The organism is Luteolibacter pohnpeiensis, assembly GCF_016595435.1.
Lineage (GTDB): Bacteria > Verrucomicrobiota > Verrucomicrobiia > Verrucomicrobiales > Akkermansiaceae > Luteolibacter > Luteolibacter pohnpeiensis.
In genome coordinates this window covers 1-21,178 of the sequence record NZ_JAENIJ010000035.1, presented here as the reverse complement: position 1 = coordinate 21,178, position 21,178 = coordinate 1, and the positions used below count along the sequence as shown (strand labels likewise).

General features: G+C 55.6%; 24 protein-coding genes. All 24 read left to right on the top strand.

Going from position 1 to position 21,178, the window contains the following annotated elements:
* The first annotated feature begins 145 nt into the window (after positions 1 to 145).
* The 24 genes from JIN85_RS16935 to JIN85_RS16820 all read left to right on the top strand — a co-directional run bounded on the left by JIN85_RS16935 (position 146) and on the right by JIN85_RS16820 (position 21,017).
* The gene (locus tag JIN85_RS16935) at positions 146 to 619 is read left to right on the top strand and encodes a hypothetical protein (RefSeq protein ID WP_200273005.1); all 474 of its coding nucleotides are present in this window, start codon (positions 146 to 148) and stop codon (positions 617 to 619) included.
* 84 nt (positions 620 to 703) lie between these two features.
* Positions 704 to 1,333, top strand: coding sequence for a M15 family metallopeptidase (locus JIN85_RS16930; protein WP_200273003.1), 630 nt, complete (start codon positions 704 to 706; stop codon positions 1,331 to 1,333).
* Positions 1,330 to 1,539 (top strand): hypothetical protein, encoded by a 210-nt coding sequence (locus JIN85_RS16925; RefSeq protein ID WP_200273001.1) that lies wholly within the window; start codon positions 1,330 to 1,332, stop codon positions 1,537 to 1,539. The genes JIN85_RS16930 and JIN85_RS16925 overlap by 4 nt, the downstream gene beginning before the upstream one ends.
* Entirely contained in the window at positions 1,536 to 2,078 is a 543-nt protein-coding gene (locus tag JIN85_RS16920; RefSeq protein WP_200272999.1) for a hypothetical protein, read from the top strand. The genes JIN85_RS16925 and JIN85_RS16920 overlap by 4 nt, the downstream gene beginning before the upstream one ends.
* Complete coding sequence (locus JIN85_RS16915) at positions 2,075 to 2,335, top strand: hypothetical protein (protein WP_200272997.1); 261 nt, start codon at positions 2,075 to 2,077, stop codon at positions 2,333 to 2,335. Before JIN85_RS16920 ends, JIN85_RS16915 begins: the two co-directional genes overlap by 4 nt.
* Positions 2,336 to 2,914 (top strand): hypothetical protein, encoded by a 579-nt coding sequence (locus tag JIN85_RS16910; RefSeq protein ID WP_200272995.1) that lies wholly within the window; start codon positions 2,336 to 2,338, stop codon positions 2,912 to 2,914. It abuts the gene before it with no gap.
* The gene (locus JIN85_RS16905) at positions 2,911 to 4,428 is read left to right on the top strand and encodes a terminase large subunit domain-containing protein (RefSeq protein ID WP_200272993.1); all 1,518 of its coding nucleotides are present in this window, start codon (positions 2,911 to 2,913) and stop codon (positions 4,426 to 4,428) included. The genes JIN85_RS16910 and JIN85_RS16905 overlap by 4 nt, the downstream gene beginning before the upstream one ends.
* 201 nt (positions 4,429 to 4,629) lie before the next feature.
* On the top strand, positions 4,630 to 6,834 hold the full coding sequence (locus JIN85_RS16900) for a phage portal protein (RefSeq protein WP_200272991.1): 2,205 nt from the start codon (positions 4,630 to 4,632) through the stop codon (positions 6,832 to 6,834).
* 6 nt (positions 6,835 to 6,840) lie between these two features.
* Entirely contained in the window at positions 6,841 to 7,197 is a 357-nt protein-coding gene (locus tag JIN85_RS16895) for a hypothetical protein (protein ID WP_200272989.1), read from the top strand.
* Positions 7,194 to 9,821 (top strand): hypothetical protein, encoded by a 2,628-nt coding sequence (locus tag JIN85_RS16890; RefSeq protein ID WP_200272987.1) that lies wholly within the window; start codon positions 7,194 to 7,196, stop codon positions 9,819 to 9,821. Before JIN85_RS16895 ends, JIN85_RS16890 begins: the two co-directional genes overlap by 4 nt.
* Before the next feature lie 3 nt (positions 9,822 to 9,824).
* Positions 9,825 to 10,751, top strand: a complete 927-nt coding sequence (locus JIN85_RS16885) for a hypothetical protein (protein WP_200272985.1) — start codon at positions 9,825 to 9,827, stop codon at positions 10,749 to 10,751.
* Between the two features lie 18 nt (positions 10,752 to 10,769).
* A complete protein-coding gene (locus tag JIN85_RS16880) occupies positions 10,770 to 11,588 on the top strand; it encodes a hypothetical protein (protein ID WP_200272983.1) in 819 nt (272 codons plus the stop codon).
* A 47-nt stretch (positions 11,589 to 11,635) separates the two neighbouring features.
* Complete coding sequence (locus JIN85_RS16875; RefSeq protein ID WP_200272981.1) at positions 11,636 to 13,063, top strand: phage major capsid protein; 1,428 nt, start codon at positions 11,636 to 11,638, stop codon at positions 13,061 to 13,063.
* Between the two features lie 59 nt (positions 13,064 to 13,122).
* Positions 13,123 to 13,374 carry a hypothetical protein gene (locus tag JIN85_RS16870; RefSeq protein WP_200272979.1) on the top strand — a complete coding sequence of 84 codons (252 nt, stop codon included), beginning with the start codon at positions 13,123 to 13,125 and terminating at the stop codon, positions 13,372 to 13,374.
* 40 nt (positions 13,375 to 13,414) lie between these two features.
* A complete protein-coding gene (locus JIN85_RS16865) occupies positions 13,415 to 14,023 on the top strand; it encodes a hypothetical protein (RefSeq protein ID WP_200272977.1) in 609 nt (202 codons plus the stop codon).
* Positions 14,024 to 14,027: 4 nt separating this feature from the next.
* Positions 14,028 to 14,618 carry a hypothetical protein gene (locus JIN85_RS16860; RefSeq protein WP_200272975.1) on the top strand — a complete coding sequence of 197 codons (591 nt, stop codon included), beginning with the start codon at positions 14,028 to 14,030 and terminating at the stop codon, positions 14,616 to 14,618.
* A gap of 3 nt (positions 14,619 to 14,621) precedes the next feature.
* On the top strand, positions 14,622 to 15,104 hold the full coding sequence (locus JIN85_RS16855) for a hypothetical protein (protein ID WP_200272973.1): 483 nt from the start codon (positions 14,622 to 14,624) through the stop codon (positions 15,102 to 15,104).
* Positions 15,101 to 15,307: a hypothetical protein gene (locus JIN85_RS16850; protein ID WP_200272971.1), complete on the top strand. Its 207-nt coding sequence runs from the start codon at positions 15,101 to 15,103 to the stop codon at positions 15,305 to 15,307. Before JIN85_RS16855 ends, JIN85_RS16850 begins: the two co-directional genes overlap by 4 nt.
* Before the next feature lie 35 nt (positions 15,308 to 15,342).
* Entirely contained in the window at positions 15,343 to 15,882 is a 540-nt protein-coding gene (locus tag JIN85_RS16845; protein ID WP_200272969.1) for a hypothetical protein, read from the top strand.
* A gap of 26 nt (positions 15,883 to 15,908) precedes the next feature.
* On the top strand, positions 15,909 to 16,391 hold the full coding sequence (locus JIN85_RS16840) for a hypothetical protein (RefSeq protein ID WP_200272967.1): 483 nt from the start codon (positions 15,909 to 15,911) through the stop codon (positions 16,389 to 16,391).
* Positions 16,392 to 16,430: 39 nt separating this feature from the next.
* On the top strand, positions 16,431 to 16,910 hold the full coding sequence (locus tag JIN85_RS16835; RefSeq protein WP_200272965.1) for a hypothetical protein: 480 nt from the start codon (positions 16,431 to 16,433) through the stop codon (positions 16,908 to 16,910).
* A 12-nt stretch (positions 16,911 to 16,922) separates the two neighbouring features.
* A complete protein-coding gene (locus tag JIN85_RS16830; protein WP_200272963.1) occupies positions 16,923 to 17,621 on the top strand; it encodes a hypothetical protein in 699 nt (232 codons plus the stop codon).
* A gap of 4 nt (positions 17,622 to 17,625) precedes the next feature.
* The gene (locus JIN85_RS16825; protein WP_200272961.1) at positions 17,626 to 19,329 is read left to right on the top strand and encodes a hypothetical protein; all 1,704 of its coding nucleotides are present in this window, start codon (positions 17,626 to 17,628) and stop codon (positions 19,327 to 19,329) included.
* The gene (locus tag JIN85_RS16820) at positions 19,326 to 21,017 is read left to right on the top strand and encodes a hypothetical protein (protein WP_200272959.1); all 1,692 of its coding nucleotides are present in this window, start codon (positions 19,326 to 19,328) and stop codon (positions 21,015 to 21,017) included. Before JIN85_RS16825 ends, JIN85_RS16820 begins: the two co-directional genes overlap by 4 nt.
* Positions 21,018 to 21,178: the final 161 nt, after the last annotated feature.

Sequence of the window (21,178 nt, the reverse complement as noted above, 5' to 3'; positions counted from 1 at the left end):
GCGAGAAAGGCAGATTTTAGAAAAGGGTCAAATAGCTGCATCTGCGACATGAGAGGAAAAAGCTGCATTTGCTGCATCTAAGCCCCGCCGGAAGGACAAGCGGGGTTTTGAATGGTTAGGGTGCGGGCGTTCAAGAAACGCACCCATGCAAAATTCCTCAACTACTACGACCGCCGTTTTAACATCTACGGCAAAGCCGATTCTTAAATCGAAAACCTTTTGGCTCCAGGTCCTCGCCATTACGAGCGCTTTTGTCCCCGGCGTCCGTGAATGGCTGGCGGCAAATCCGGAAACGGCAGTCGGCGCGCTAGGCGCGCTCAATATCCTCGTTCGGTTTATGACGAGTGACCGAGTGCAACTTTTTCCGGCTAGTTCGAATGATGATTCGGACGACTCGGGAGAAACAACGACGGGGGCTGGTGGGTCCGCCCTTGTTGCGCTGTTGGTTTGCGTGGCGGCAGGGTTGATTGGCGTTGCCCTGTCGTCATGCTCCCAAAGCGTCCCAATCGACGCGACACTGACCACGCCTAACGGTAGCATTGGCTACAGTTCGAAAAGCGGGATTACGGCAAACGCCGTAATTGAGGCCGAAGTCGTGGATGCGGACAGCGGAAAATAATCAGCCCCGGAAATTTCGGGATGAGCGGCTAGAGACTAGGTCCGGCTGCAGAAGTCCCGCCCTTAATCAAACAACGATCGTATCATGAGTGACCTCATCGATCTAACCCGCAAGATCCAACGCGCTGTCGGCGAGGATGACGACGGTAAGTTCGGACCCAGGACCGCAAACGCCGTGTGGCGCGCCCTCAATAAGGGCTTAGATATTGACCCGGAGCTTTCCATCAAAGGCGTCGATGGAATCGATGATCGCTCATTGTCTGTCATTCAAACTTTGGATCCAAAAGCGCAATCCGACTTTATGCGCTTCCTTCGCTTGGCCAAGGCGACTGCGGCGACGCTGGGATGCGATTATATTTTCATCGGTGGCAACCGGACATGGGAAGAGCAGGACGCGCTTTTCGCAAAGGGCCGAACCGCTCCCGGCGAAATCGTTACCAAAGCGCGCGGCGGTTATTCCATGCACAACTTCGGAATCGCTGCGGATGCTGGCGTGTTCATTGGCGGAACTTACCTGGACGATGGGAGCACGGCGCAGCAAGAGCTGGCCAGCAAGGTTCACCGCGCTGTCTCCATGAACGCGGCAGAATGCGGTCTGGAGTGGGGCGGCAACTGGAAAACGATTGTGGACCAGCCGCACTATCAAATCGACATGGGCGGAAAGACCACGGCGCAGCTGCGAAAACTCTACAAGGAAAAGGGGTCCGTATTATGAGTGGCCGCTCGCTTTATAAGCAGGTTTGCGAGGCTAGCAACCTGGACGCGGCAGTGTCGCAACTCAACCGCGACGAACTCGCGGAGCTCGCCGAATACATCTCAAAACTCAAGCCGCGCGGTGGAGTGCCTGCCCAGGTCTCCGGAATGGTCGCCGCCCGCATCAGTGATTCCGCTAAACCCAAAGCACGAAAAGCCAACCCATGATTTTCCATTTCTTTATCCTACTAGCGATGCCGTATTTGGCGGTGACCGAATCCATTACGCCGGGCGGCGTGGCAATCATCATCGGCGCGCTTGGCACGTTCCTTTCCGTTGGCGTGGGCACGCTTTCTTATCAAGCCGGGAAATCCCGGAATGTCAGCGTGGAGATGAAAGAACAGTTCATGCCGCGCAAGGAAGCAGAGATCCGCTTCACCGCGCTGGAGACATCGACCGCCACAAGCTTCCTTCGCATGGAAGGCTTATTCCGCGAAACGCAGGCATTGCTGCGTGAGCAGGACAAGCAGAGCAACCGGCGCGTCGAAAACCTGAACGTGCGACTCATCAGGAAAATCGAGGAAGTCGCAAAGTCGTCTTACGACGGGCGGACGAAAATGTGGACTCCCCTTAATGAGACCCGTCAAGCGGTCGCAGCATTGCAGGTGAATTCAGATGTTGCGGCGCAGTTAGAGAAAGTCGCTGAGGCGCTTACCTCATCACAGCAAACCAAAGTTCAACCCACGCACACCAACCCCACCCCATGAGTAAAGTTTCCATTGGCCGGGTCCGGCAAAAGGTCCGCGAAGCTCTGATGATCGCACCTGGATACGGTAAAACCGAATCCATGTTGTTAGAAGCCGTGAATGAATTGGTTGGCGGTGGCGTGGATCTTCAAATGCTCCGCGACGGCATCGAATACAACCACGGGGAAACCTTCATCCGGAGCAAGGACGATGAGGAAACCGAGCAACGGCTTTGGTTCATCACGAAGGAAGGAATTGCACGCGAAAACATCAAGTGAATGGACGACTTCAAGAGGCCCAGGAACGACGCGAAGCTGAAAAAGCGCGCCTACGAGGATCCGCAATTCGCGGAGGATCTTTGGCGGATGCGGAATCCGGAGGACGGCGGCGAACAGATTCCCTTCGAGGAAATCCTTGTGGCGCTGCAGCGCGATTATGGCATTGCCTCGTCCTTGGGTGCCTTGTCGGATTTCTATCCTTGGTTGGATCGCAAGTATCGCTGGGAGGCAGCGGCGGCGGCAGCGGATCAAGCGAAACAACAACGGCTTGCCGAGAATCCGGAAACCTCGCTGGAGGAACTGGAGAATCTGGGACAGTTCGTGTTTACGAACGAAGCGATTGCCAGCAAGGATACGAAGGCTTTTGTGCAACTGCGCAGAACTCGCCAAAACGATCGCAAGATCGAAATCGACGAACGGCGCATGGCCGTGCTGGAAGCTGCAGAGAAACGGCAGCGCGACGCGGAGGAAGCGATCCGCAAGATCAACTCCGACGAAACCCTCTCGCCGGAAGCGCAGCGCGCAAAAGTCCTGGAGAAGATGGACGAATTTTTCGGACTCAAGAAATCGAACGGATGACGGCGATTCTCCCAGGTATCAAGATCGACAGCGACGCTCAGTTGGCGCGGTATTTTCTGCCGTATCAACTTGAGTGGATCGCAGACGATTCGACGATGCGACTTGCGGAGAAGTCGGTCCGGATCGGCTGGACGTATTGCGACGGTTTCAAGAACGTGCGCAAGCGGCTACGGCATAAAAACCGCGACTATCTATTCGCGACGAAGGACCAGCAATCCGCCATCGAGTATTTAGACCAGTGCCGCAAGTTCGCAGAGCTGTTCGACTTCACGCGCTCTATCATTTCGAGCGGTATGGATTCCATGCGCGTCGAGGGTAGGGACGACGCCGGGAAGAAATTCGTGGAGGAAGTAAAGTTTGGTTATATCAAGTTTGATAACGGCTCACGCATCATTGCCTTTTCCGCGAACCCTTACGCCATGGCCGTCTTCGGCGGTGATGTTGGATTGGATGAGTTCGCCAAGCACGGCGCGGCGGAAAAGCTGTGGGAAACCGCGCAAGGTCGGATTACTTGGGGATATGATATTGGGGTATGGTCTGCGCACGACGGGACCGATACTTTGTTCTATCAATTCACCCGCGAAGCTCACGCCGGGAAAGGCGGATGGAGTCACTACAAGGTGACGATGGAAGATGCGGTTGATATGGGCTTGTTGGATAAGATCAACGAGCGCAGCGGCAAGAATCTCACCAAGGAACAATTCATCCAGGATTGTAAGAACCGGGCGCGGCTCCCGGAGATTTACGAACAAGCCTACAATTGCAATCCGACCGGATCGGCATCGGCGATTGTGCCCTGGACCGCGATTCAACAATGCCGGGTCGATCGCCCGATTGAACGAATCCACATGGAGAAACTTCAGATCCTGGACTTGTTCGGCCCGTTCAAAAAGGAAACGGAAGCCGCCAGACAGAACAAGATTGCCGAGTTCACGAAAAGCACCTTCCCCAAAGTGCTTAACAACCCGCAACGCTACCGTCTCGGCTTCGACGTGGCCGCGTCCGGAGAGGGTGACCTTTGCTGCATGTATATCGACCGCAAGGAAACGCAACAGCTCAAGCTCGATGCCTTGTTCACCTGTCGGACGGATGATTGGGATTTTATCGAGACGGTTCTGTGGACTTTCCTTCGCGGGCTTTCCGCTGTCCAGGGTGCCGGGGATGAAACCGGATTGGGGCGGCAAGTGTGCTGGCGGACTGCGCAGAACTTTCCGAATCAATTCGAGGGCGTGAATTTCTCGTCCAAGAAACACGACATGGGCTTTGCACTGATGAATCAGCTTTCCACCGCTGAGAAGCTTTTCCCGTCCGAGAACATCGAGCACGACGACATCGCCCAGGACTACTATTCCATCCACAAGACTTACGCCGGGAAACGGTGGGTGTTCACGTCCGGACGAAACAACCTCAACCCGGATTCGCACGGCGACATCGCATGGGCCGGTGCCCTTGCTTCGCACGCGGATTCGCAAGCCGTGGTCGAGTGCAAAGCAATCCTCATTGGCGATGATTAACCCAAAATCCAGACGTGACCGGATGATCCGGCACACCGAAACGCGGGAAACCGCCTCAGAAGGCCGGAAAGCCGGGCCCGGCGACTACTCGCCCGCGAAAACGGGGGGCGACGACTCAGAGACGCCCGCGACGCGCTGCGACGGCCTGAAAAATCGGCCAGATGATACGGAAAACTTAACCAATCGCGAAAACCGCCCCTCATGACCCTTTTGTCCCGCATTACCAGCCGGTTTCTGCCATCCGCGGCCACGTCGCGCGATGGGGGCGACGGTATGGGCGACGGTGTGGTCAAACGCACCACGGCTCAGTTGCTGGCCTTCCTGAATAATTGGGCGGGCGACTCAGGCACGGATGGGTTGAAAGACCCTTATTTGAAATCTCCCTGGGTATCCAGCGCGGTTCAGATCATCACCGGGCCGATCGCCCAGGTTGGACTGAAGTTCTTCGAGGGGGAGAAGGAAATCACGGATTCCACCTTGGCCGCATTCTGGAACCGTCCAATGCGCGGCATGGCGCGGAATTCGCGCGCATCACGTTTTGATACCATCGAGGCGACTGTCGGCTGGCTGTGTCTGAACGGGGAGTTTTTCTGGATCTTGGACGATACCTGGTTGACGCGTGGTCCGGTGAAAAGCCCGTTCATCGTCGCGCGGCCCGATTCCATGACGCCAATCGTTGATGATGGTGAATTGATCGGCTGGAGATTCCGTGATGGTGCCAAACGAGAACACGACCTCATCCCGGACCAAGTTATCACTTCCCGGCGGTGGAATCCGTATAATGATTTCCGGGGTGCAGCCCCTCTTGAATCTGCGATGATGGCAGCAAGCGCCGACTATGCCGCCAGCCGGACCTGGAAGAGTCTTGCGGAGACGAACGGCGACCTTGGCGAAAACGTGATTGCACCGAATGGGGTTACTGAACCCCAACAAGAGCAAATCAAGTTGATGCTGAAGCGGAAGCGCGAGGCCGCGAAAAAGGGCAAGTTCCTGCCCGCGTTTTATGTCGGCGATATTAAAGTCACTGAACCGCATATCAAATCCCCGGACAGCGCGGCGGCGGCGCAGCGCCTGCAAAATCGGCAAGAGGTTTACATTGCTCTTGGTGTTCCTCCATCGTTCGCGGAAACGACCGCAAGTTATTCCATCGGGTCGGCAAGTGACAGGTTTAAGCTGATTGAGGAAACGTGCATGCCGATCGCAACCAAGATTGCGGAAGCGGTCGAGGAAGTTTCTTCCCGCTTGTTAGGTGGCCGGTCGATCACCGCATCATTTAATTTCGATAACCATTCGACCATGCAGCAAGTCCGGGCGGAACGCTTGGAATCTGGCCGCAAGCTTCACGAACGCGGTATCCCATGGGAGGTAATTTCAAATCACCTGGACCTTGGCTTGCCAGCTTTTCCCGGCTCGAAAGATTCATGGCTTCCATACGCAGTTCAGCGGATCACGGACAATAAACCGGGCACACCTGAGCCGACATCGGCGACGGGTAAGGCATCAAGCGCCGTGACCGCTTTTGAGGAACTGGAAGAGCTGTTGAAAGGATGTCCAGCGCACCCGCGCGCGCATCTAACAAGCCGGACGCCAGAGAAGAAAGCGGAGCCATCGCCGCTGTGGATCAAGCAAATGAATTCCCGTGCTCCGCATGTGAAGAGAATTCGCGGAATCGTTGACCGTGCGCTTTTCGAGGCACGCAAGGAAACGCTGGCGAACATTTCACAAGCTGCCGATGCGGAAAAAGCCATCCGCGCCGGGGCGTTCGATTTCATCTTTGACCTGGCGAACTTCCTGGAACTTCTCATCGAACCAATTTTTAAAGCCGATCACGCAGCTTATGAAGCGGCAGGCGCGGAGTTGATCGCCGATGAGATGGGATTGGACACGCCTTTCATTGGGGCCGATCCACTCGGCTTGCAATGGCTTCAGGAGCGCAAAAATCATATCCAGGACGCAGGGCAAAAAGTATGGGAGGAAGTCCGCGATTCGTTAGAAGAGGGTGTGAACGCTGGCGAGAGTTTCGAGAAACTTTCGCGGCGAGTGCGTGAACAGTTTAACGGTTTTTCGAAGGAACGCGGCATGCGTGTTGCCGTTACTGAAATTGGTATTGCTTTTGGAACCGGGAGGTTTGAGGCGATGCAGCAAGCGGGCGCAGGTTTTAAAGGTTGGTATACTTCCGACGATGGTCAAGTGCGCGACACGCACCAACGGTTGCACAATAAGGTGATTCCGATTGATGAGCCGTTCGATGTGGGCGGATTCCCAATGATGTATCCGTGCGACCCGTCCGGACCTCCGCAAGAAATCATTCGCTGCCGTTGCATTCACGGCCCCGCTGATGAGCCAACCGGCCCCGATGAAAGCGACATCGAGGGCAACAATCCAGACGCGGAAATTCCATTCTAACAGGTCATGCTTCCGGCAATCTACAATCTTGAACCGATGGTCCGTGGCGACCAGTGGCGCGGCATCGATCAAATCGGCCCGCTAACCTTTGCAGGCGTCGCCCCAAAGTCTCCATGCGTGGCGGCGTCCATGCAGTTTCGGCGCACCGCTGGGAATCGAAATCTGGGCCATTCAATCGCGAGCGGTTCCGGTATTGAAATTGTGGACGCTGACGCATGGGTCTTCCGCATTCCGCCGCAAGCACTGCCACTAGACGAGGGTGTCTGGTGTTATCAATTCCAAACCGTGGCCGCTGATGCGGACGGACTGCCAAAAACCTATTTGGAAGGAACTATCGAAATTTCCGAGGACACGAACCGATGAGCACACAACTACCAGTTGAAAGCGTAGTCCTGGAGATCCGGGAAGCTACTAATGGACAAGATGCATACGACCTTTGGTTAGCTAAAGGGAACGTGGGTTCGTATGAGGATTATGTGGAATCAACCCGTGGCCCAAAGGGCGACCAAGGCGAGCCGGGCGACACAAGCGCGGCGGAGGAAATCGCACAGGAAGCCGTGGCTATTTCTAATTCCACTCAGGGTTTGATTGCGGTTTCAGCCATACAGGTTGCCAGCGCGGAGGCGGCAGCGGCAAATGCTCAATTGGCGGTCGAAGAAGGGCATGATTACATTGTCCGCACCAAGGCAGATTTGCCTGTCGGGACCAATGGGAATGCAAAGCCGGAGAGAGCGCTCGTCTGGGCCGATCCGGTGAAGGCGAACAACGGAACGTATATCCGTGAGGTGGGCGCATCGGTTTGGGAGCAGTCCGATGGCGATGGGCTGGGCCGTCTTTTAAGAGTGGAGAACAAGACCGCGTTCTTCTCCATCCGTGAAAATTTCGAGATTGAGGGCGAGGAATACACGTTCGGTTTCTTCGATCCATTCCAGCGGTGCGCGGCAGGGATGACCAAAGCGGGAACGTTTCGATTCTTCGCGGCGGTGATTGCTCCTTTCTCTCCGGATCTGGTGACGGCCTTGGCTGGCAAGGCGAGCCAGTCAGATTTAACGGATCTGTCCGCAGCGGTTTCCCCGTTAGCGAATCAATTGAAGATCCGCACCGATCGTCCGGACTATTTCTTCACGATCGAAGATGAATCGTTCCCGTTTCAACGCATCGGATTTGGCATTATGAAGAACGGGAAAACCATCATTCCGGGCCTTGCCATTCCCGGCGCGGACCCCGGAAGCATCACCACGCTGCAACTGGCTGATGAGGCGGTGACGAAGCCTAAGCTGGATTCTGAGATCGTCCGCGAAACGGCGGCGGATCGGAACGACTACCAGCCGGACCCGTATCGTCCGCAGCGGTCTACGCTCTATGCGCGCACGGGTGCTGGATGGTTGCCGCTGCCACCACGGCGAACCCCGATTTTAAGTGGTCTGAATTCCTCCGGCCAATCACTGGATTTCCGCAAAAGCTCCGGCCTTTTCATTCGTGGCCAGCGCTATCGCGGAACCTTCGATCCGTCGATCGCTCCATCGATCACCTACAAGGGTGCGCTCACGTCTGGATCAAGCTGGCCGCCCGCCGGAACATTCGATGATGGCGACTTTTACGAGTTCCAAGGCTACAGCGGCACGCTAACCATTGGCAGTGACACACTGCAGCGCGGCGACCAGATGGTCATGGTAAGCGGCAGCTGGGTTTACCTACAGGCACCGGGCGGCTTCCCGAATAGCTGGCGTGATTTTTGGGTGGCCAGTGCGGACGGATGGTTCCGGGAATTGCAATTCAGCGCGGGAGATCGCCTTGTGTTCATGGCCTATCAACCGGCAGGCGGTGGCAACATGCCCGCCAGATGGATCAAAGGCGGCACGGCTGGCGAATGGTTCCGCCGTGGTTTCTTTGATCCTGCTGATGGCTTTCCTGTAGATGCGATCGACGGCGACCTGTGGGAAGCGACTGCCGATGGCGAAGTCGGCGGACTAGCTCTAACAACCGGGGATGAAGTGATCAAAACCGGTGGCGCATGGGGACCGGTGACGAAGCGGGAAATCATCACGGTGCCAGCTGGCGGAGCCGTCGCTCTGTCGTGTGTAACCCGTGCGGATGAATGGGAAGTGCGGCGGACGGATAAGAGCAGCAGCGCAAGCGCCATGGTGTTCGATGGCCGTGGTCAACCTGTCCCGTCCCGCAGCGAAAATCCGGTTGTGGATCTAGGCGATTCGATGCCGGGCAAGCTGGCGGCAAGTCTAGCGGATGCGCTGGGCGAGCGTGATCTAACAACGCGCAGCTACGGCGGCGGGCTATCGATCGAAGTGGAGGCCATGCTGGAGTATTCCGCTGCCACGGGTGATCCATACGCCGGAAGCACCTGGATTTTCTGGCAAGGCGAAAACAACGCATCCAGCCTATCTCAAATCTCTATCACGGCGGAGCGTCTTGCTGTCGCGACCGGCAGCGGTGACGGGCGGATTCTTCACCTTGGAATGCCGGGCCGTCGGAACATGACGTGGAACGGTGAAAGGCTGGTTTGTGACAATCAGGAACAGCAACTCATTCCCGGATCTAGCAATGCCTACGCAAAGGCGCGGGAGTATTTCCTCACGTCATGGCCTAACAACTATATCGACACCCGTGCCGTGATGGTGGCCGCTGCCGATGACACCCCGGACCTGCAGTTCCCTGGTATGACGGAGGCGGAATCTGCTGCCGCGTATGGGGTGATTCCATTCTCTCATTTCTTCAATTCTCAATCCAGCCTTGGCCTGAATCCGAGCGACTTGAATTTCGTCGGCTACCGCTCAGATGCGGGCCTGCCAACTGGCGGGAATCCAAACGACTACTATCTCCGCAGCGATGGCGGCACGGTGGGCAACCTGATTGTGAACCTGGCGGGGACTTGGGCGGAATACTCTTATGATTCCACCCACCCGCTGACCGCTGGATTAGACCCGATCGCTGCCGCAGTTGCCGAATTCCTCAATTCTAAAAATTGGTAAATCATGATGCCTCCAGACCAAGCAATGAGTTTAACGTGCCCCGGCGCGCAGTTCCCAAGCACCTTTCCTAAAGCCTATCCTGACGGGATGATGAGCGATGGGAGTTTGCTTCTAATCGATCCAGAAAAATCCGCACTGGATGGCGTGCCGTCCGATGGCACCTGGCTGCAGAATATCGCGTGGCAAACGGCGTCTAACATTCTGGGCGGCGGCGATGAGGACTCGCTCTCTCCCTTGTGGAAAACAAATGGTCAGATGGCGGGGCAATCATCTGCGAAGCACCTGATTGAGCGCACTACCAAGGGCGGCATTCACGGGATTGTGAGTCAGGCAAACCCTGTCACCGCATCGAATGCTTGGTTTGGTTTTGAGCTGCCGACAGCGATCAAGGATTATCTCCACGCGAATTTGCCGGGGCGTGAGTTTTACGTTTCGATGACACGACGGCTCACCCGTGCGCCGGGAACCAGCGGCGGAACGCCACCAAGAGACGTGGGGAACCTGGTCTTGATGGGGGGAACTACCGTGACTGCCGGATTCATTTTTCGCCAAGGCTGGCCTGATGAAATCAGCAACATTTACATACAGCCGGGCACGCGGCGGATTTCGATGCTGCCGGATGGTTCCGCGCTGGACGCCTTGCTGCCAAGTCAGGCTGCAGCGTCATTCAATACCTGGCGTGGGACGAAGCCTAGCGTGCCGACGTATTACCGGCTCGCCTGGGGACTTCATGGCCCATGGTCTACGGGATACGCTGCCGCGCTGGCGAGCTGGGTTCTTTACCGGGTTTACATCGAGGATCTAACAACCTCTGGCCGGACCGTGGAGGAAGTGGCTGCTCTGGATCTGGCCAAGTTCACCGCAGACTTCGGTGTGGGTGGCCGGTTTGCGGACGATACCTTTAGTGATCCGACTGTGGTCTTAGCTTAACTCTTAATTTATTAGATTATGTCACAACTCCGCCGCTCTTTTCATGTGACCGCGCGCATCCTTTCGGAAGCGGACGGGACGGTCGAATATATCGCCAGCGATGCGACGCTGGATTCATACAACGAAGTCGTCTTGCCGTCCGGCTGGCTATTCGACCACTTCGAGAAAAACGCACCATTCGTCAACTCGCACAACTATTGGAGCATCGAAGATTTGCTTGGACGAGTCCAGGCCGCGCGCGTCGAGAATGGACAACTCATCGAACGAGTTCAATGGGCGAAGGACATTGCGGAAAACAAGCTGGCAGTCCTGGGATGGAAGATGACAGTTGGCGGTTTCCTGAAAGCCGTCTCCGTAGGCTTCCGATCGGTCGAAAGCTGCCGCCCTGGTGACACCGGGTGGAATGGTGCGGTGACTGCCGCCGCCCTGTCCGCAGAGCACGCGCAGCAATGCCGCCGGATCTTCACCAAGCAACAACAACTCGAACTCTCCGCGTGCATCCTGGGGGCGAATCCTTCCGCCGTCGCCAAAGCCTATTCGGAGCAATGCATCACAGATGCGGACCTGTCCGCCGTGGGATTCGATGACGATGATTTGCAGTTCCTCACCATCGCCGGAAAGGCAACCGAACGCGACGACTTGGACGATATTTCCCGCGCGCTGATTTCCCGTGAAATGGGCCGCATCACTGGCAAGCGCCAAACACAACTTCAGAGGACCAAACGCACCCCTAACAGCCAATCGCCCGGCAAGCCTGACGGCGGCGAGACGGCCAGTCGTCAGGCGGCGGCGCGTGCGGACTTCTTGCGCCAGCTCTCCGCGCTCATCGAAGGATGAAAAGGCGGGCACGCATCAGAAAACCAAAAATTAACCAATTAGATATTGTGAAACTAAACCGATCCAATCGATTCAAAACTCCATGGCTGACCGTTGCTATCTTCGCAGGGCTTGCCGGGCTTGGCTTCTGCCATGACCGCACTGGAACCACTTCTCTTGCAACGCTGGCGTGCATGGGAATCCCGCAACGCAAGATGGACGATGACCCGGACAACAACGGCGGCGGGGACTTTGAAAAGAAAGTCTTGGCTGGCGTCGGCGCTATTAAAAAGCAGGTGGGCGAAATGGAATCCCGATTCGCCACGACGGACCAGGAAGCAAAGAAACTGAGTGAGGATTTTTCCAATCACATTAAAAACTTCGAGGGTCTTCCTGGCCAGATCCAGGATATGACGCGGACCATTCAACAGATCCAACTCAAACAGAACAACGAACGCCGCGCAATCGGTGGCAGCATCGTCGAACGCATCAGCGCGGATGACGAGAAACGCAATATCATCAACGGCCTTTTCCGGATGGGTATCGACCCGACCGGGCAGCGCGTCAAAACGAACGAAGATCAACGCAAGGCGGTTGAAAACTATCAACGCGCCATGTCCACCGGCGCGACTCCTGGAAGTGCCTATCTCGTCGAGGAACTCAACACAGAAGTTTACAGCCTGATTGCAAGTTATGGCATTTGGGGCGATTTCGACGTGATCCCTGTATCGACGAAATCAATTCGCATGATCGTAGATACAACGGACCCGAATATGGGTTGGGCAACCGAAGGAATTGCGCCTGCTGAATCGTCCTATGCGGGCGGTCCGGTTTCCGCCACTATCGGCAAGATGCTGGGTTGGATCGGTGTTTCCTCTGAACTTTTGGAGGACTCTGAAGTCAACTTGGTTCCATATCTCTTGCCTAAATTTGCGAATGCATGCGCCTATCGCCTGGACTGGTCTTGCTTGTCTGCCGATGGCACTGCAGACGTAACGGATGGAGGTTATACCGGCATCTTCTATTCTGGCACAGCGTCCGTAGCCGCGACTGGAAATGTCAGCGTGGAAACTCTGGATCAAGAGGACTTCACAAAGACCATGCTTGCGGTGAATCCTGCTGTATTGAGCCGCCCGTCCATGTGGTGGACTCATCCGCAGAACTTGATCCGCATGCTGGCTATTAAAGATGGCAATGGCCGCTCGATCTTCCTGCCAGCTATTGACGCGCCGTCGCCCGGCGGCATCGGTTCCATTCTTGGTTCACCGGTCAGGCTGTCGCACGCTGCACCGAACGCAAACACCACTTCATCCAAAATCGCCACGTTCGGCGATCCGAAGGGGCAAGCGGTCTGTCTGCGCAAGGACTTCGATTTCGCGACGTCTGCCGATGCGAAGTTTACCGAGGACCAAGTCGTGTTCCGTGCGCGTGCTCGTGCTGCCACGAAAACCAAGGCCGCAGACGCATTCGGCGTGCTCACCAACGCCGCCGCCTAATCCCTAACAACCCGCGCGGCGAGGTCCGATCCCTCGCCGCCGCATCCCTCAAAATCATCGTGAAAAAAGCTGACATTCAAAAAGTCCTCGCCACTGCCGGAATCACCTTTCCGGCCAATGCAAAGGTGGACGAACTGGAAAAGCTCGCTGCCGACAACGGCATTGATCTTTCCACCGCATCGAACGAACCGGAAATGGTTTCCGTAGTCGCTACTGCGCACCTTTCCGAAGGTGGCGTGTATTACAAGCCCGGCGATTCATTCGAAGTCACCGAAGAACGCCGGGAAGCGCTCGGCGAGCTGGTGAAATAAGCTGCCATCGATCGAACCTAACAACCCGCCACTTCTAGCCATGCTTGCCGGTTACAGAGACTTGCCAACGCTCAAAGCCCGACTCCTACCTGGAGCCATGGGCGACGGGTGGGAGTATGGCGAAGATTTGCGAACGATCGGCCTGGGAGTGGCGGCAATGTTCGATCAATTCACGGGGCGGACACTGCGCCGCACTGTGGACGCGGAATTCGAATGCGCGGCGGATCTGGCATCCGTGGTCGTGAGTTGCTACCCGATCGAAGGGAACCCGGTTGTTTCCATTCAGGACGGGCTTTCTGAAAGCGTGATTTCTGAATTGATCGTGGGGATTCAACGGCGCTCCGGAATTATCCATTTCGGCGGCGCGCCATCCGATTCCACGCGAACCCTGCGCATCGTGAACACGGGCGGTTTTTGGTGCCAAGATGACGAGGGCGACGACGCCACGCCGCCAGCCGGTGCAACTCCGCTGCCGGATGATTTACTCCACGCATGGTATCACCAAGTGCGCGCTATCTGTGAAGCAGAGCAAATCTTTCGATCGAAAGCGGCGGGCCGCAACAAGGACGACAAGGCGCTGGATCTGACAACGATTGAGCTGATGCCGGGCGTTTTGAAAACGCTGCAACTTTATATCCGCATGGGCTGACAATATGGCATCGAACTTTCCATCATTCTCGCTCCGCGTTAGCTTTGCGAAACCCTCGCCCGATGGCGGTGAGATTCGCGACATCGTGGAAGGCGTCGGCAAGGCATCGAGGACGATGCAGGACGCTTTGACGCTGGCATTGCAAAAGCTCGTTTTCGAGGCGCAGAAACAAAACTTCACCGGGAAGGGGCCATTCCCGGTATCCGATCATCGGTTAGGAGTCGTCACCGGTCGCTTACGGCGCGACCTTCACGCGGAACCTGTGGAGATGACCGGCACGGGCTATCGTGGCCGCATCGGCACGGCGGTTGAATACTTCAAAGCTCACGAACTCGGCTTCAGTGGCGAGGTTTCCGTCCGCGCTCATGTGCGAGCTGCGCACACCTTGCGAGGTATCCGCGCCAACAAGAAAAAGGGCATTCGCGGACGTGCTCCGCAAAGCCGACTGGAACAAAGCGTCCGCGCTCACACGCGCAAAGTAAACATTCCGGAACGGCGACCACTTCGCACCGCGATTGAACAACATTCGTCCCGCATTATCGGCGCAGCGATCGACAAGGCATTCCGGACTCTCGCCAGTAGAAAGAAATCCTAAATCATGGCTCTCGGCATCGACGAATTTTTAGATAAGGTCCGCGCGGTTTTGATCGCTCCGGAGACTGAAGGCGGCGTGCCGGAACTGACGGACAAGAACACCATGGTTTTCCATCATGGAGAATCCGACCCAACCGAAGACATCGAGCGTGGCATCCGCGAATGCAAGGGGGTTCACGTTATCATTCTGGAAGACGGCGGCGATAATGATCCGGAAGATGCGGACGCGCCGGTCATCCTGACGGACCTTTTTATCGAACTCTTTATCGACACGACGCAGCGTCCGCGCCGGGTGGATTCCCAGCTTCGCCTGGGTGGCCAGATCCGTGACGACATCATGCAAACGCTGCACATGAATCAATCTCTGCGGAACGAACAACACGCTTTCTATCACACAAAAGTGAAGGGCTTCCGCCCCATCGCCGATCCTGACTACACGGCGTGGCGGATTCGCCTGCAACGCTGCATCTACCTCCACAAATCATGAACGCTGAAAAGACCGAAACCAAAGCGACCAAAAAGGACGCGCCAACCAAAAACGACCCCATGGTCTCGATTGAGATCCTGGACCAAAACGCAGTCATCGACAACGCGCACCACGCGAAAGGCAAAGTCATGCAGATTGAAAAATCACGCGCTGACGTGCTTCTCGCAATGAATCCACCCGCTGCAAAAATCGTCGGCGTATAAGCGCCGGAACCTAATAACCTCAATTAACGAATCCCATGGCCAAACTAGCCTTATCTCAACGAATCTTCGCAGGCGCTTTTGTTTACTTCGCCATCGAAGCCGCCGCCACTTCCGATACTGACACCAAGCCTGCTGCCGCAAGCCCCTTATGGCTGGAAATCGGGTGTGTCAGCATTTTGAAGCATAACATGCTCACCTTCGAACAGGCTTTTTCCTGTCCGGATGCGGATCGCGGATGGAGCGACAAGAAACAGGTTTTCCATACCGGCGACACCTTCGATCTAACCACGGAGGAAGTATCTGAACTTTATCACCGGCTGTCCTTTGGTGTAGGTGCCGCGATGGCGGAGGGCGTCGCACAGACTCCATTTACCAGCGCGGAACGAATGGTCCGCGGATGGATCAAAATTCAACATCGCCAAGCGACCGGCAATGACCGTTCACGCCTGGATATTTTCTGTGAGATTCGACTCAAGGAAGATCCAGCAATGGAGAAGAAAGTCACGATTCCTGTCTTCGAACTCTATGTAGTGAAAAGCACCTTGAATTCTGTCGAACTTCCGGCAGCGGCTTAATCAATAACCCTAAGAAACTCGCCCTTATGTCTACTGATGCCATCTTGCCACCCTCTAGCGTGCTCGCTCCGGACGCGCCGTCTGCGGAGCTGTCGAATTCCATTGTGATTTCCCCAGCTCCGCCAAGTGGCATCACGGCATCCGCCCGCAAAGGTATCACCATCACCGGACCGCTGCTGGCGGGCGCGGTGGCCGTCTACTTTCCGCACCTTTACGTCACGGATATTTTCGAGGGCCGGGAAATCTTCACAAGCGACGATCCCGGCGAGGATTATATTCTCGAATGGGTGGAGGACCACTGGTCCGCAAGATATGTCGGGGGGGGCGAATGGGTTTCCGTAGGTTCATCTGCGATCAACCCGCTAGACGTGGAAACTTGGGCACCGGCTGTTGGCTCATCCGGCGTCCCGGTTCTCACTGCGATTCGGGGCGATGCGTCCGCGCCGGATGCGGTTTTGGCCGATTCCGTAACTATCACACCCGGCGCGCCGGGCGCGGTTCTTCCCTGACGAGATATGCCAATTTGTTCCATTTGGTTAGTCGAATTCGTGCCGGACGATGGCGCGTCCATCGTGCTTTTGAATTATGGCGAGCTAATGGACAAGGAACCGACATTTCCCACCCAGGCGGATGCGGTTTCCCGTTCTCCCATCGGCGCGCGGTGGGGGCGGAACCGTGCCAGCGGCGGCGCGCAGCGGTCGCTAACCTGGAGCCGTTGGTTGATCTGTGATGATAACAACGCGGCGCGTGCGCTGCAATTTTCCCACCCGGCGATTCTGCCTTATGAACAAGACGGAACATTACGCTTTACCATCCAGGGCGGCGATACCTGGGAAATCAAGGATGCGGTTTTGTTAGGGTGCAATCCGGAGATTCTGGAAAAGATCCCGTTTGCGGTGCGCATGAGTTATTCGGCGCGCGGCGGTGTGACCCGGCCCATTTCTGAAATCACCCTATTCCCCGGCATCACGCCGAACTGGATCAATCAAGCTCCATCCGCAATTTCTCAAGCGCCGTCCGCACTTTAAATCTAACATCCCATGGCTTTTACCACATTTCAAAATACCCCCTTTAGCGAGGGCGCGCCCTTCGTTCTGAACTCCGGCGGAATTACGCTTGCTGTCGGCTTCAATGTCACAATGGGCGACGGCACGGCAACGCCGCTGAGGCTGACTGCAAACGGGGTGGGCGTGACGAACGGCGGCGGATACACGACGGAAACGCGGACGCTCGCCACGGCGGATCGTGTGATCGAATACGCGGACGGCAGCGGAAAATTGTTTCCGGTATTGTCTGCGAGTCTGGCGACGGATTATAGCAACGACACCGTAACGGCGGAGGCCGTGCCTAGCTTTTCCGTGGCGGTCGAAGCGGGGGCGCTTTACGAGATCGATGCCTTGATGATTCTGCAAACGGCCCTCGCCACAACCGGCGTTCAAATCTCCCTGGAAGGGCCAAGTGCGCAGACTTCCTATCTGTCTGCTGAAGTCGAGTATTTCACCAATTCCGCGGCGGGGACGGATGGCATCACGACTCAATTGATAACCGCTTTTGCAACGACCGTCGCGATGAACAACGCGGCAACAACCTTGCCGTTCACCATGCGGATTCGTGGCGTCCTGAAGCTAACAGGGAGCACGCCAGCATCGCCAGTATCACTAACGATCAAAAGCGAAGTGGGAGGCAGTGAAGTGACCATCAAAGCCGGTAGCCTCTTGCGGTTTGTGAAAATCAATTAAGCCGATGGCGGACGAATTTAAATATCAACTTGTCTTCGACACGGCACTGAATCCGAAAGGATCTGACGCCGCTGTGGCCGCGCTGCAGAAGATCGAAAAAGCGAAGAATGACACGAACGACGCCAGCGGGCGGTTTCTGACTGCAGCGGAGGCGGAAGTCGCGGAAGTGGAACGGCTGGTCGCAGGCGCGCAGCGACTCAAGGAAGAAAATCAGGCCGTTGCCCGGTCCGGCAATCAGATCGAAGATTTTCTACGGCGGACAACTCGTGAAGCCACGAAAACCGAAGTTGCTTTCTATGATCTGGATGCCGAAATGGCCCGCACCACGGCGTCCTCTTCCACGTTCTCAACAGGGGCAACGAAAGTCGGCAAATCATCGGCGGATGCATCGCGCTCGCTGTTGTTGTTTTCTCAAGGGTTCGAGGATGCGCAATACGGCATTCGCGGCGTGCTCAATAACATTCCTGGACTGGTCCTGGCCATGGGGGGAACGGCTGGCCTAGCCGGTGCCATCTCTATTGCAGCGGTCTCTTTTTCGATCCTGTTTGACCGATTCAAGAAAACTAAAGAAGAGGCGAAAGTTCTGACTGACTCATTGGATGAAATCATCTCCAATGCCGGAAAGCTCGAAGCGGATCGTGTCGCAGCTGTCAGCAAAGCACTGACTGACAGTAAAGAGGCTGCTGCCGCCTTGAAGCAAGATTGGCAAGAAACTAAGAAAGCAGAATCCGAATACTCAGAATCTCTTCTTACCAATGCTGAAAAAAGTGCCGATGCTCAGCGCAAAATCAATATATTACTAGGCAATCAAGTTGATAAATATCGTGAAATTGATGAGCTTGAAAAAGCAGCTTCTAAACGTCGCCAGACTCTTGCTAAACGAGAGATAGATGATCAACTTTTAATTATTGCTAAAGCTCGTGAGTTGGTGACAGAGCTAAACAATCAGACTTCGGAAAAAGAGATCCAACGCGATCTTGAACAAGCTGAACTGGTAAAGCAGATCGCCATTCTACAAACGCTGCGAGAACAGCAAAAAGCCAGTCGGGAAAAGTTGGCGGCTGAATATCGGAATACCGATGACCCTGGCTCGCAGCTTTTACAAGCGGCAGCTGATGGGTTGGGTTTTCCTGAACTCGGACCGCTGCCTACGGTAGAACAATCACTGGAAAAGGCGAAGGCCCAAGAAGATCCAACATTAAGGGCAGAGATTAAGGCCCAAGAGGAAAAAATTTCGGTAATCCAGGATAATATCAAAGACTTGTCGGAGCAGGCTCGACAATTAGTAAATTCGACTAACCAAGCGGAGACAAAAGCTGCTGACACAATTAAAGCTGCCAACTTGCGCATTGAAAGTATCCAGCAAATTTTCGAGGGAGAAGAAATCAACGCGAAGGCTGACAGTGTAACGGAGCGCAGCAAATTACTAGCGTCTCAATTAAAGGAAGAACTGGAGAAGATCAGCAGTGCTACAGATCAACAAAGTGCTGCAAAAGACAGCATATCTAAAGCGACTGCTGATCATATTATTGCAGCAAATGAGATTCAGCAATTATCAGCTGCTTTAGTAACTCTGACCGGCGGCTTACAATCAGGAGTGTCTACCACGAATGAAAATTTGCAGACCGTTTTGGCAACCATGATGAAGTTCCAAGCTGACTCAGAAAAACTCCGCAAAGATTTTGAGGCATTCAAACTTCGCAAGTGATGATTTTTACCCCGCCGTTTTCTGTCTCCGGCGAGTCCGGTTTCGCGCTGGCCAATCAGCGGTTGACCTTTGAGCTAGCTCAAATCGAGGACGCTGTTTTGACATTGCAAAGTGTTGGCGTTGGCACTCTCGCATTCACACAACCGGCGGACGGTTCCGCGCCGGTGCCGGATACCAATCAAAAGGTTCATTGCTTCGATGCCACCGGACGGCGGATTTTTACCGGCACGGCAAAACGTCGCTTGCGCTGGCAGCGGGGCGAGGCTGCAGTCTGGCAGGTGACGATTTCCGACGCATGGCAGGATTATGAATTGATTGACCTGGTGGGGAGCGTGACGGATGCGGACGGGGTGAAATCGGTGCGGCCATTGGTGAAATACGAGTCTGGCGACCTATCGGAATCGATTCGGGATTTGCTCGCTCGCCTGCAGGCTTTAGGCGCTGGCCTGCAACCAGGCGAAATCGCGGAAACCTTCAATGTGCTGCCGATGACCTTTGCGAAATATACCGGCGCAAGCGCGCTGGCAGAAATGATGCAATGGATACCGGATGCCATGACCCAAGTGGACTATTCGGGCACGGGATTGCCACGCCTGAATGTCCGGAGGCGATCCCAAGCGGAAGTCGTCAAAGTGGAACTTGGAACCGATCTGGACGACACCTTGGAGATTTTATTGGAGGATCTGCCCGACGATCGCCCGGCCAAGGTGGAAGTCCAATCCGCGACGCGGAACGACAAGCAAGAGATCGTTTTCGTAACTCAGGTGGCAGGTGATAAGGACGCGGCAGCGAAAGCGACGCAAAACCTAGTGGCGAGCGGCCCGGAGAATAACGACGTTTTACCCACCGACGTTTACGAGAATTTTGTGATTCAGACGGGCGCGGCAGGATTCTCTCAGGTGGCGATTTCTGATAACAACGTGGCGGGTGCTGTCGCGGCCACGTCCTATTTCGCCATGACGCCCGTGCCAGCCAGCACCAGCTACACGGTATGGTCTACGCCATCGAGCGGAGCAACCGGGACCGTTTACACGCCCGCACCTTATAAGTTTTCCAGGCCGGACGGCACGGCTTTTGGTTATCCGGTTTTTCCCCTGTTGTCGGAATCAATCCCGGATTGGTTGGTTTCCGACTACGATCTATTGATCGAAGATGCGCTGATTTCCGGGACCTTCTACGAAACGAAAGACGGGACGACGGCGGACCCGTCCGCAATGGTCGCCTACCTGAAGGACCAGGGCTTGATTTACTTACTTCAAGGATATTCGGACAACACGTCCGGCGCGCCTTATCGGAAATACTGGTTTTACACCGCCGTTGCCCAGTTCAAGGTGATCAATCTGGAGTATGCTGTCGCGCAAACTCTCTACCGCAAGCAGGACTTCGATTTCATCTTTCCGCCTGCCGACTTGGCCGACAATTTGTTTGCGGCGCAAAATTTCCTGCCATTCAAGGGGTCTGCCTCGTTTGGCCCGCGCGCGCCACTGGTTCCGATTCCCGGCCAAGTGCTTTCCGTTCTCAACTCCCCGAACGCCCTATGGCCAACCGCGCGTGCCCTGGTCGAGTCCACCGAGATTGATTTGGTGAGGCTGTCGGCGGAAGTCACACTTGGCGTCCCATCGCGGACGGCGGCTTCCACCCTGATTGACCGATTCCGGAGTGCATCGCGCGACAACATCGCGACTTGATCGCGGCGGCGGCGCTCACCCTTTTCTTTGCCCTACCTCAAACCCTTTTCGAGTTTTTCTTTCCTCGTGCTCGGATGATTTTTACGCGTGCGATGGGTATATAAAAAGGAGCCCGGCTCCAAATTGCTTTGGAGCCGGGCTTTTACCTGGCGACGACCTAC